The organism is Kocuria nitroreducens, assembly GCF_042879195.1.
GTDB lineage: Bacteria > Actinomycetota > Actinomycetes > Actinomycetales > Micrococcaceae > Kocuria > Kocuria nitroreducens.
This window is the reverse complement of the sequence record NZ_JBHZTC010000003.1, coordinates 22217-34224: the sequence shown is the minus strand read 5'-3', so window position 1 is coordinate 34224 and position 12008 is coordinate 22217. Positions and strand designations below refer to the sequence as shown.

At 73.5% G+C, this 12008-nt stretch carries 9 protein-coding genes; 5 read left to right on the top strand and 4 right to left on the bottom strand.

The window, feature by feature from the left end:
- The first annotated feature begins 215 nt into the window (after nt 1-215).
- The 4 genes from ACFYE1_RS02365 (at nt 216) to ACFYE1_RS02350 (ending at nt 4795) form a co-directional block, all read left to right on the top strand.
- Nucleotides 216-1436, top strand: a complete 1221-nt coding sequence (locus ACFYE1_RS02365) for a glycosyltransferase 87 family protein (protein ID WP_387739902.1) — start codon at nt 216-218, stop codon at nt 1434-1436.
- A 138-nt stretch (nt 1437-1574) separates the two neighbouring features.
- On the top strand, nt 1575-2540 hold the full coding sequence (locus ACFYE1_RS02360) for an ABC transporter ATP-binding protein (RefSeq protein ID WP_387739551.1): 966 nt from the start codon (nt 1575-1577) through the stop codon (nt 2538-2540).
- Complete coding sequence (locus ACFYE1_RS02355; RefSeq protein ID WP_387739550.1) at nt 2537-3553, top strand: ABC transporter permease subunit; 1017 nt, start codon at nt 2537-2539, stop codon at nt 3551-3553. The genes ACFYE1_RS02360 and ACFYE1_RS02355 overlap by 4 nt, the downstream gene beginning before the upstream one ends.
- A gap of 114 nt (nt 3554-3667) precedes the next feature.
- A complete protein-coding gene (locus ACFYE1_RS02350) occupies nt 3668-4795 on the top strand; it encodes a hypothetical protein (protein WP_387739547.1) in 1128 nt (375 codons plus the stop codon).
- On the opposite strand, the gene ACFYE1_RS02345 is transcribed toward ACFYE1_RS02350, so the two are convergent.
- The 4 genes from ACFYE1_RS02345 to ACFYE1_RS02330 are packed head-to-tail and all read right to left on the bottom strand — an operon-like array spanning nt 4770 to nt 11237.
- Nucleotides 4770-7316, bottom strand: coding sequence for an AMP-binding protein (locus ACFYE1_RS02345; protein ID WP_387739545.1), 2547 nt, complete (start codon nt 7314-7316; stop codon nt 4770-4772). The two genes, ACFYE1_RS02350 and ACFYE1_RS02345, sit on opposite strands and share 26 nt — an antisense overlap.
- Nucleotides 7317-7339: 23 nt before the next feature.
- Complete coding sequence (locus tag ACFYE1_RS02340; protein ID WP_387739542.1) at nt 7340-8524, bottom strand: ABC transporter ATP-binding protein; 1185 nt, start codon at nt 8522-8524, stop codon at nt 7340-7342.
- Nucleotides 8521-10212 (bottom strand): ABC transporter permease, encoded by a 1692-nt coding sequence (locus tag ACFYE1_RS02335; protein ID WP_387739540.1) that lies wholly within the window; start codon nt 10210-10212, stop codon nt 8521-8523. The genes ACFYE1_RS02340 and ACFYE1_RS02335 overlap by 4 nt, the downstream gene beginning before the upstream one ends.
- Nucleotides 10209-11237 (bottom strand): extracellular solute-binding protein, encoded by a 1029-nt coding sequence (locus ACFYE1_RS02330; protein ID WP_387739539.1) that lies wholly within the window; start codon nt 11235-11237, stop codon nt 10209-10211. Before ACFYE1_RS02330 ends, ACFYE1_RS02335 begins: the two co-directional genes overlap by 4 nt.
- Nucleotides 11238-11488: 251 nt before the next feature.
- Between ACFYE1_RS02330 and ACFYE1_RS02325 the strand changes: the two genes are divergently transcribed.
- Complete coding sequence (locus ACFYE1_RS02325; RefSeq protein WP_387739537.1) at nt 11489-11920, top strand: NINE protein; 432 nt, start codon at nt 11489-11491, stop codon at nt 11918-11920.
- Nucleotides 11921-12008: the final 88 nt, after the last annotated feature.

Genomic DNA, 12008 nt, shown 5'->3' with positions numbered 1-12008 from the left:
CGTCCGGCGGTGCACCGTGCCGCGCCGAGGGCGCGCGCCGGCGTCGTGACGCCCTTCCCGGCACCACACGTCGAGGTACATGCCTGTCGAGACATATGTTGCGACGGGGTGGTGCCGGGTGCCGCCCCGGTTCGGGGCGTGACCGTCGCCGGGTCCCCGGTGGTCCGCGTCGCCGCGGACGTGCTGCCCGGACGGCGGGAGGGCCCTTGAGCCCGGTGGGCGGGTCCCGGGGTGGCCACCGGGCCCTGCTGATCGGCCTGAGCCTCTACGCGGTCATGACGGCCTGGCTGCTGCGGCTGCCCTGCCGGGTGCCCGGGTGGGGCGCCGCGGAGAGCCTGCCCGCGCTGTGCGCCACCGAGATCGCGACCGGCGAGCCCGCCGGGGCGGGCGGGTTCTTCACGGGCGGATCCGCGGGCGACCAGCCCGCTCTGGTGGGGATGATCACCACGGCAGTCGGCTGGCTCTCGGCCCGGCTCTCCGTCCTGTTCGGCGCGGACGCGGACCGGGGCGTGTTCGCCGACCTGTCCGTGCTGCTGCTGGCCCTGGCGTGGATCGGCACGGTGGCCGTGGTCTCCGCGCTCTCCGGACGGCGCGGGGCGGACGCGTTCGTGCTGGCGCTCGCGCCGGTGGCAGTCCTGGTGGGCTTCGGCACGTGGGACCTGTGGGCCGTGCTGCTCATGATGCTGGCGCTGCTGCTCCACGTCCGGGGCAGCCCCGTGCCGGCGGGGATCCTCCTGGGTCTCGCGGCGTCCGTGGCTTTGTTCCCCCTGGTGGTCCTCCTGGCCGTGCTGCTCCTGGCCGTGCGGTACCGGCAGTTCCGGGACTTGGCGGTGGTCCTGGCCGGGACGGCGCTCACCTGGGCGTTGGTCAACGCTCCGTTCCTGTTCTCGGCCCGGGACCGGTGGGCCCGGCAGCTCGGCACGCCGTGGGACGGGCCCGTGGAGGACTCCTCCCCGTGGGGCGTCTGGGCGCGGATGGAGCGGGCGCGCACGGGGGCGGACCCGGCGGGCACGGGGCAGTGGGTGATCCTGGCCCTCGTGCTGGGGTTCGTGGCGGTGCTCGTGCTGACCCTGCTCACCCGGCAGGAGCCCAGCGTCGTCCAGATCGCGTTCCTGCTGCTGGCCGTTCTCGTGCTCGCCGGCCCCCGCTACTCGATGGTCCACGTGCTGTGGCTTGCCCCCCTCGTGGTGCTCAGCCGGCGCAACTGGCTCGAGTTCGCCGCCTGGCAGCTCGTCGAGGTCCTGTGGTGGACCACCCTGGTGCTGCCCGAGCCGGCCTGGCCGGTGCTGCCGGGGCTGGGCCTGATCGGCTGGGACGCGCAGGACCTGCTCGCCGCGGTGCGCGTGCTGCTCCTCGGACTCCTCGTGGTCGCGGTCGCCGTCGACGTCCTGCGGGGCGGGCAGGCGCGACGGATCGGCATGTCCGAGCCCGGCTGAGCGTCCCGGCTCCGCCGGGAGGGGGAGGCCTGCGGCGCCACGCCCGGACGGGCTCATCCTGACGGTGGTGCCGTCCGGCGCGGGCTCTCCCGTAGGTTGAGGACGGAGAAGAACGACGAGTGCTCGGGAGGAGCGCCGGTGATCGAGATCGAGAACCTGACGAAGACTTACGGCGGCAAGACGGCGGTGGACGACGTCAGCTTCACCGTCCGCCCCGGCAGGGTCACCGGGTTCCTGGGGCCCAACGGGGCCGGCAAGTCGACCACGATGCGCCTCGTCGTCGGGCTCGAGTCCGCGACCCGGGGCCACACCCGCGTCAACGGCAGGCCGTACGCCCAGCACCGGGCGCCGCTCGCGGAGGTCGGGGTGCTGCTGGACGCAAAGGCCGTCCACCCCCGGCGCACCGCGCGCGCGCACCTCTCCGCGCTCGCCGCGACCCACGGCATCGCGAAGTCCCGCGTCCAGGAGGTCGTGGACCTCACCGGGCTCGGAGCAGCCGCCGACAAGCGGGTGGGAGGGTTCTCCCTCGGCATGGGCCAGCGCCTCGGCATCGCCGCGGCGCTGATCGGCGACCCGCACACCGTGATCCTCGACGAGCCCGTCAACGGTCTGGATCCCGAGGGCGTGGTGTGGGTGCGCCACCTCGCCAAGTACCTCGCCTCGGAGGGCCGCACCGTCTTCCTGTCCTCCCACCTCATGTCGGAGATGGCCCAGACCGCCGACCACCTCGTCGTGATCGGCCGGGGCAGGATTCTCGCGGACGCGCCCATCCAGCAGATCCTCGCCGGGGGCCGCACGCGCACCCGGCTGCGCACCACCGACCGGGAGGCCCTGCGCCGTGCCCTGCAGGGCACGGACGCCGGCATCACGGAGTTCGACGACGACGGGCTCCTGGTCACGGGGCCGGAGCCACGGCGCATCGCCGAGGCCGCGCTCTCCCACGGGGTGCTGGTCCACGAGCTCACCCCCCTCACGGAGTCCCTCGAGGACGTGTACATGGCCATGACCCAGCACGAGGTCGAGTACCGCTCCGGCGGCGCTCCCGCACCGACCGATCCGGCGCCCTGGGCGGGCGCCGACGCACGAACCGGAGACCGAGCATGAGCACCAGCACCTCGACCGACCCCCGCCCGCAGACCGGCGCCGCGGACCGCACCGGACCGTCCGACCCCGCGTCCCGGGTGCGGCTGGGCTTCGGCCGGGTCCTGCGCTCGGAGTGGATCAAGTTCCGCTCCCTGCGCTCGCACTGGATCCTGCTCGGCATCGCCCTGCTGCTCTCCCTCGGCTTCGCCGCCCTCTCGTCCTCGAGCGCGCTGACCTTCATCGACTTCAATGAGCAGGCCGCCCAGGAGCAGGTCGACGCGATGCTGGACGGCCGGAGCCCCGAGGAGCTCGGGCTCACCGAGGAGGACGTCCAGCAGCAGAAGGACGAGTTCCTGGCCCAGTCCGAGCAGCAGATGACGGAAGGCTCGGGCCTGTCCCTGCCGGAGGGCATGGGCTTCGGCGAGTTCATGGCCATGTCCAGCGCCAACGGCGGCCTGCAGCTGGTCGTGCTGCTCCTCGGGGCGCTCGCCGTGCTGGCGATCGGCTCGGAGTACTCCACCCGCTCCATCCAGACCACCATGACCGCCGTACCGCGGCGCACCCCGGTGATGCTCGCCAAGACCGTGGTGCTCTCGGCGGTCACGTTCGCGTTCGGAGTGCTGAGCGCCCTGCTGTCCCACCTGCTCGTCCAGCCGATCCTGGCCGGCGGGGACCTGGGGTACGACCTGCTGCAGGAGGCCGTGCTGCTCAACATCCTGGCGGTGGGCGTCTTCTACACGATCACCTCGTGGCTCGGCTTCGGCCTGGGCGCCCTGCTGAAGTCCACCACCTGGGGCATCGTGGTGCTCGTGGTGCTGCTCATGGTCCTGGAGATCGTGCTCTTCGCGCTCTCCTTCGAGTGGCTCGACGACGTCAAGCCGTACTCCCCGGCCGCGGCGGGCGCGCAGCTGACGTCGATGTACCAGCCCTCGGACGCCGCGCTGAACCACGTGGAGTCCGCCCTCGTCTACGGCGCCTGGGGCCTGGTGCTCGTGGCGGCCGGCGTCCTGGCCACGAGGAGACGCGCGCTCTAGCGCTCCTCCCGCCCCGGCCACGGCGCCGGCCCTACGATGTGAGCTGGTGGGCCGGGACGCGGTCCGCACCGTCCGGCGCGAGCGCCGGGCGGACCCAGGGGGACGGGAGCTGCGGTGTCGGTGTCACGGGAGCGGGAGGCCGGCGAGGCCCTCTCCGCGGTCGACGCCCGGGGCCTGCGGCGGACGCTGCTGCACTGGCTGACGGTCGTCGTGGTGCTCGTGACCGTGTTCAGCTCCCTGGTCAACTGGGTCTTCGTCGACCGGGAGCCGCAGGACCCCGTGGCCACGTGGCTCAGCGGGCTCGAGAACGGGCGCTCGCGGCAGCTGCTGTCCCGCACCGACGCCGTCGTGGCGGACCCGAGTTTGAGCATCTTCTCGAACCGCGTGTACCGCAACGCCGCGGGCCGGATCAGCGGTCACGAGATCCTGGGCGTGGAGCGCAGCGGAAGCCGCGCCGAGATCCGGGCGCGCGTGTGGTGGGACGGGCCGGACGGCGCCCGGGACCGTGAGGAGATCCACGTCTACCCGGTGCACCAGGTGCGGCGCAGCGGTCCGTTCAACGACCAGTGGCAGCTCGACTCCCCGGACGCGGCCCCCCTCTCGATCCACCTGCCCGCCCCCCTCGACGAGCTCTCCGTCAACGGGGAGACCGTCCGCCCGGACCCGGACGAGCGGGTGCCCGACCCCGAGGGACCCGGCGGCACCTGGCGCTTCGAGGCGCTGCCCGGGGACTACGCGATCGGCGTGCCGGGGAACTCCTACTACGCGGCGGACCCGCCCCTGGAGCCGCACACCGTGGCGTTCCGGGAGCCGCGGACGGCCACGGTGACGCTGCGGATCGAGCCCTCGCCGCGGATGTGGCAGGAGGTCGACGACCGGATCGAGGAGTGGCTGGAGGGCTGCACCGCGTCGGAGGAGCTGGCCCCTGAGGGGTGCCCCTCGTCCCGGCGCTGGGCGGCGCCGCAGGAGCCCCTCGTTCCGTCCGCGACGGCGACCGGGGCACCGGATCCGGAGATCACCGGCGTCCGGTGGCGGCTGGTCTCCCGGCCCGCCCTGGTCCTGGTCCCTGACCCGGAGGACCCGCTGCGCTGGACGGCGGATCCGCACCGGCCCGCGGAGGCGCGGCTGAGCTACGAGGAGGACGGGGAGACCGTCACGGAGCGGGTCGAGTTCCCCGTCCGGGCCACCGTGCGCTCCACGGGGCAGAGCGCGGAGATCAGCGTGGGCCTGGAGCAGCCGTGAGCGGCGCCTCCTCGGCGGGCACCACCGTGCGCGCCGGCGCGCGCCGGAGTCCGCCCAGCACGCGCTCGGCCAGCACCCAGTAGGCCACTCCAGCGGCGAGGGAGGCGACCACGGCCAGGACCGGGCTCACCGGCACCAGCGGGGGGTAGACCAGCCAGTGCGTGAGGTAGACGTACAGGGACGCGCCGGCCAGCCGGGCCGCGACCCGGCGCAGGCCCACGGGCACCGGCAGAGTCGGCACCCACAGCAGCAGCAGGATCCCCGCGACCAGGGTGGCCTCCCGGAGCGTGCTGTCGAAGTAGCCCGGCACGGTGAGGAGGACCAGGACGGTGACGAGGGACCGTTGCAGGACCGTCCGCGACCGTGCGGCCGCCCAGCCCAGGACGAAGATCCAGAACACCGGCGCGGGCTTGGGCAGCCCCGGGTCCACGATGTCGTACCGGCTGACCAGCCCGACCGCGAGCAGGGCGAGCGGGAAAAGCCAGGGGGCGGCACGCTCGGCCCGGTCGGCCCAGGGCAGCGCCATGAGCGCGGTGACGGCCACGAGGACGTAGACGAGCATCTCGACGAACCAGAAGTGCCACTGGCTCGTCAGGTGCTGCGGCCCCACGATGCCGTTGAGCAGCAGGACGTTGGCCACCGTGTAGTCGTCGGTGAGCAGGTGGGCGACGGCGATGAACGCCACGGAGGGCACCACGATCCGGCCGAGGCTGCGCAGCTGGCGGCGCAGCCTCGGCCGCCGCTCCCCGTGGAGCTGGAACCGGGCGAAGTTGTACCCCGCCACGGCGAAGAGCACGTGGGCGGTCTGGAAGGTGAACAGCTCCACGTGCGTGGTCACGATGCACACGATGGCCACCGCCCGGAGCACGATGCCGGTCTCCAGGAACGAGACGAGCCGCCGCCGCGGCCCGCGGGCGGCCCCCGCCACCAGGTCGCGGACGGGGGTGAGGTGCCAGTCCGGCGGGAGGTGCCCCAGCGCCTGCTCCAGCCGCACGGACGCCGCCACGTAGGACAGCGAGTCCCCCTCCAGGGACACGAACGTGTCGTCGTCGCCGCCGTCGGGACGGTCGAGCACCTCGGCGAGGATCCGCCGGACGTCCTCGGGACCCTCCGCCCGGGGCTCCGGCGGTGCCGCGGCGGGGCGGGCGGCGCCGAGGGCGGCGACGGCCGGGTAGTCCACCTTGCCGGTGCCCAGACGGGGCAGCTGCCCGACCGCGTGCATCTCGACGGCCGGGCGCGGCAGGCCGATGCTCTCGGCCACGAGCTTGGCGAGCAGGGACGTGTCCTGCTCGCCCTCGACGGCCACGACCAGCCGCTCGTCGGATCCGGCGGAGGCCGCCGTCACGCCGAGCTCGGCGAGGATCCGCTCCACCTGCCCGAGGTCCACGCGCAGCCCGACGATCTTGACGAACCGGCTCCGCCGTCCCACGACCTCGTAGAGCCCGTCGGCGTGGCGGCGGGCGAGGTCCCCGGTGCGCAGATCCTCCACCGTCCGCCCGAGCGCGAGGTCCCCGGGGTGCTCCGCGTAGCCGAGCATGACGTTGGGTCCGCTGTACACGAGCTCCCCGTCCGGCAGCCCGTCCACGGGGTCGATGCGGAACGCCCCGCCCGGGATCGGCACCCCGATCGTCCCGGCGCGCCCGGCCGCCCTCTCCGGGGGCAGGTACGCCATCCGGGACGTGGCCTCCGTGGCCCCGTACATCACGAACAGGTCCCAGCCGGCCCGCTGGCCGACTCCGGTCCACCGGCGGACCTTCTCCGGCGCGAGCCGCCCGCCCGCCTGGGTGACGTAGCGCAGGTGGGGGAGCTCCATCTCCTCGAAGCCGACGCGCTCGAGCAGGTCGAAGGTGTAGGGCACGGCCGCGAAGGACGTGGCGCGGTGGGCGCGGATCAGGTCCCAGAAACAGGGGTCGACCACCGAGAGGTCCGTCAGCACCAGACCGGCGCCCCGCAAGAGGTGGCTGTTGAGCACCGACAGCCCGTAGCAGTAGCTCATCGGCAGCGTGGTCGCGGCGCGGTCGTCGGGACCGATGCCCAGGTACTCGGCGATCGCCTCGGCGTTGGACGCCAGGTTCTCGTGCGAGAGCCGCACGAGCTTCGGCGAGCCGGTCGAGCCGGACGTGCTCAGCAGCAGGGCGAGGTCCGGGTGCAGCTCGTGCCGGGTGCCGGGACGCCGCTCGTCCAGGACGGGCGTCCCGTCCCCACCGCTGCGCAGCAGGACGTCGGGGTCGTAGGCGGCCACGAGCGACTCGACGGCGGCCGGCTTGTCCGCCGGGACGAGCAGGACCGGGTGGCCGGCCGTGAGGGCCGCGAGGTAGGCCACGAGGGAGTCGACGTCGTTGGACGCGGCGAGCACGGCCAGCCGGCGCTCCGTTCCCAGGCGCGCGGCCACGTCGCCGACGCGTTCGGCCAGTTCCCGGTAGCTCAGGACGCGCTCGCCCGTGAGGACGGCGGGGCGCTCCCCGTGGCGGGCGAGATCGGCGGCGAAGGCGACCCGGGCGAGGTCAGGTGGGGTGGTCACCTGCACCAGGTTAGAGAAGATCGTTAGCTTAGGAAAGTCTTACCTAATTCGTCCGACATGCGGGATCGCCGGTTCGACGTGCCGTCGGGGGACCGCGGTGGCGGGGCGGTGACGGCCCGGTCGTCGACGAGCAGCGTGGGCGTGGTCCCGGCCGTGACGGTCACCGCCACCGGGGTCCCCACCGGGTGGCGCACGTTGTGCGGCTGCCAGGAGCGCAGCGTGCGGCCGGAGGCCAGCCGGACGTGGTGCAGCACGAACGCACCGTGGTACTCGACCGCGCTGACCTGCGCCGGGGAGGCGGGGTCCGGCGCCAGCGCCACCTCGTGGGGCCGCAGCACGACGTCGACGTCGACGTCGCTGTCCGCCCATCCCGGCACGGTGGAGACGATGCCGATCTCACAGGTGAGCAGGGCGCGGTGGACGCGTGCGGGCAGGAAGTCCGCGTCCCCCATGAAGGACGCCACAAAGCGGGTGGCGGGCTGCTCGAAGACTCTCTCCGGGGTGTCGGACTGCTCGATCACCCCGTCGTGCATGACCACCACGCGGTGGCCGACCGAGAGCGCTTCGGTCTGGTCGTGGGTGACCAGCACGGCGGTGGTGCCGGTCTCGCGCAGCGTGGCCACGGTGTCCCGGCGCACCTGCGCGCGCAGCGACTCGTCCAGGCTGGAGAACGGCTCGTCGAGGAGCACGACGGCGGGACGGGGGGCCAGCGCCCGCGCCAGGGCCACGCGCTGCTGCTCGCCGCCGGAGAGCTCGTGGGGGTAGCGGTGCGCGAGGTGTCCCAGCCGCACGAGCTCGAGGACCTCCCCCACGCGGGCCCGCCGTTCGGCCCGCGGGAGCCGGTCCAGGCCGAAGGCCACGTTCTTCGCGACCGTCAGGTGCGGGAACAGGGCGTGGTCCTGGAAGACCAGGCCCACCCGCCGCCGCTCGGGCTCCTGGAACCGGCGCCGGTCCGCCACCACGTCCCCGGCGATGCGGATCGTGCCCTCGTCCGGCCGCTCGAGACCCGCCACGAGGCGCAGCGTGGTCGACTTGCCGCAGCCGGAGGGGCCGATGAGCGTCACCAGCTCGCCCGGGGGGACCGTCAGCGCCAGTCCGCTCACTCCGACGGAGGTGCCGTAGTGCTTGCTCAGCCCGTCCAGGACCAGGGCGGGCACGGTCCCGCCGCTGCCGGAGGCGGTCTGCGTGCTCGTGGTCTGCACGGTCATCGGGGCACCTCTCCGTGGCGGTCCGCACGGTGGGCCTGGCGGACGAGGAAGAACACGGGCACGACCGCCGCCGCCACGATCACGAGCGCCGGCAGGGCCGCCTTCTCCCAGAAGTTCTCGCGCGCCAGCTCGTAGACCCACACGGACGCCGTGGTGAATCCGAACGGGCGCAGGAGCAGCACGATGGGCAGCTCCTTGACGGCGTCGATCACCACGAGGACGAGGGCCGTGGCGACCCCCGGGCGAGCGATGGGCAGGTGCACCCGGGTGAGGACCCGCAGCGGGGACGCCCCCAGGCTCTGCGCGGAGAAGGTGACGGTGGGGGAGATCTTGGCCAGGCTCGCGTCCACCGCCTGGTAGGCCGGGGCGAGGAAGCGGATCACGTAGGCGTAGAGGATGCCGAGCACCGAGCCCGTCACCAGCAGCCCCGTGCCCCCGGGCACGCCCGCCCGTTCGAGCGCGGTGTCCAGCCCCGCGAAGGCGATGAGGACGCCGATGCCCACGACGGCACCGGGAACGGCGTAGCCGAAGGTCGTGAGCTGCGCCGCGGAGGCCACGACCCGGCCGCCGCCCATCCGCACCCCGTGCGCGACGGCGAGCGAGAGCGCCACGCAGGCCACGGCGGCGATCCCGGCGACCACGAGGCTGTTGCCGAGGTACTGTGCGAAGCGCGGGTCCGAGAGCGAGTCGGGGTTGCCGAGGGCCTCACCGACGGCCCACACGAGCAGCTGCAGCACGGGCACGATGAACCCGGCGGAGAGGGCGGCGAGGGCCAGCAGCGTGGCGCCCCACGCGCGCCAGCCGGTGAGCCGCCGCGGCTGCAGGCCCTGGCCGCGGCCGCCCCGCTGGTGGAACCGGGCCCGGCCCCGGAGCAGCCGCTCGCCGGTCAGCACGGCCACGGCGAACAGCAGCACGAGCACGGCCAACTGGGTGGCGGAGTGGAAGTCGAAGGTGCCCTTCCACACCAGGTAGACGCCCACGGAGACCGTCTGCACGTTGAAGTACTGCACCGTGGCGAAGTCGGTGAGCGTCTCCATCATCACGAGCGCCAGTCCCGCCGCGAGGGAGGGCCGGGCCAGGGGGACGAGGACCTTCCGGAGCGCGCGTCCCCGGCCGGCGCCCAGGGTCCGCGCGGCGTCGTAGGTCCCGGTCGTCTGCTCGACCAGCGCGGAGCGTGCCAGGAGGTAGACGTACGGATAGAGCGTCAGGGACATCACGAGCACCGCGGCCGGCAGCGAGCGGACCTCGGGCACCCACACGTCCGGTCCCAGGACGGAGCGCAGGGCCCCCTGCACCGGCCCGGCCACGTCGAAGACGGACAGGAACACGAAGCCGAGGATGTAGGCCGGCATGGCCAGCGGCAGCACCAGCAGCCAGACCAGGACGTCCCGCAGGGGAAAGCGGAAGGCGGTCACGAGCCACGCGAGCCCGCCGCCCACCACGAGGGTGCCCGCGCCCACGCCCAGCATCAGCAGCAGCGTGGTGAGCACCATCCGGCCCAGCCCGCGCGGCGGGGTGGTGGTGCCCAGGCTGCCCAGACCGTCCACGACCACCGCCAGCACCGGGGTGGCCACCACCACCGCGACGAGGACGACGAGCACCGACCACGCCGGGCGCCCGGAACCGGGGGCCCGGCGCGGCCGGCGGGCCGGTGTCCTCGTGTCCGCGAGGACGGCGGGTTCGGTCACTGGTATCCGGCTTCGGCCAGCAGGTCGACGGCCTCCGCGTTGAGGTCCCCGTAGGCCTCGGCGTTCAGGGGCATCCGCTCGAACTCGCCGAAGGCCGCGATCGAGGGCGCGGGCTCCGCCGCGGGGTTGACCGGGAACTCGTGGTTGGCGTCCACGAACGCGTTCTGGCCGTCGGTCGCGAGCCACTCGACGAGCCGCTGGGCGTCCTCCGCGCTGTCGGAGCCTTCGACCACGCCGGCCCCCGAGATGTTCACGTGCGTGCCGGCGCCGTCCTGGCTGGCCCAGAAGAGGTCGACGTTCAGGTCGGGGTTCTCCTCGAGGGTGCGTGCCAGGTAGTAGTGGTTGTTGATCCCCACGTCGCACGTGCCCGCATCGATCGCCTCGAGCAGCAGGATGTCGTTGCTCATGATCTGCACGTCGTTGTCGACCCAGCCCTCGACGATCTCGAGCGCCCGCTCCCGGCCGTGCAGGTCGATCAGGCTCGCCACGAGGGACTGGGTGTAGGCCGAGGTGGCGTCCCGCATGCACAGCCGGCCCTGCCACTTCGGGTCGGCCAGCCCCGCGTAGGTCTCCGCGGTGTCGAACTCGGCGGTGTCGACGTTGTCCGGGTTGTAGGTCACGGTGCGCGCTCGCATCGCCAGGCCGTACCACCGGCCCTGGGGATCGCGCAGGTCCTCCGGGACCGCCTCCTCCAGGGCCGCGGAGTCCAGTGCGGCCAGCTCGTCCTGGCGGGCGGCGTTCCAGAGGTTGCCCGCGTCCACGGTCATGAACACGTCCGCCGGGCTGTCGTCCCCCTCGGCCTTGAGCCGCTCGAGGAGCTCGGCGTCGTCGCCGGTGATGAACTCGACGCTGATGCCGGTCTCGTCGGTGAACTCGCCGAACGCGCCCTCGAGGTCGTAGTGCCGTGCCGAGTAGATCTGCAGGTCGGCGGGCTGCTCGCCCAGGCCGAGCGTGCCGCAGCCCGTGACCACCACCGTCAGCGCGGTCAGGATGCCGGTGGTGGCGTACAGGGAACGACGACGCATCGGAGCCTCTTCCTGAGGGCGCGGACATCGGGAGACCGCGCGGCGATCATTTGACAAGAAAAGCGTATCCTAATCGCAACGGCCCTCGCGTCGGCCCGGGACCCCTCGCCGCCGCCGCCACCACCGGCCCCGGCCGAGCCCCCGTGGCGCTCCGCGCCCCGGAATAGCGCTCGCCGGGGGACCGTTGCACCGGTCGGGTCGTCCTCCGCGGACGGCCGCCCGAGATCCCGTCCGCCCCGAAAGGACCTCCCGTGGCTCCCGAGCCCGAGTACTACCGCCCCGTCCCGCTGAACAACGACCCCGGCCGCGCCGGGTACTCCCGGGCGCCCTTCGGACAGTCGTACGGGCAGCCGCACGGGCAGCCGTTCGGCGGGGGCGGGAGCGGCGCTCCGCACCCCGGACCGCCCGTGGTCAACGTGGTGGGCGGGAAGTCCGTGGTCCTCGCCTACCTCCTGTGGCTCTTCCTGGGCTGGCTGGGCATCCACAAGTTCTATCTGCGCCAGCCGATCTGGGGCCTGATCTACCTGTTCCTCGGCGGCCTCGGCTGGTCCCTGGCGGGGGTCGGCGTCGGGATCCTGTTCCTGATCCCGTGGGTGCTGCTGATGTTCCTGGACGTCTTCACCATGCCGTTCCGCACGGCCCTCGTGAACGCCTCGATCGCCCGCAGCGCGCACCGGTACTGAGCGCTCCGGTGCGCCGGCGCCCCGGTCCGCCGAGCGCCCCGTTCCGCGCAGGCCCGCGGATGTAGTAGTGTTGTGAGGTCTGTGTGCC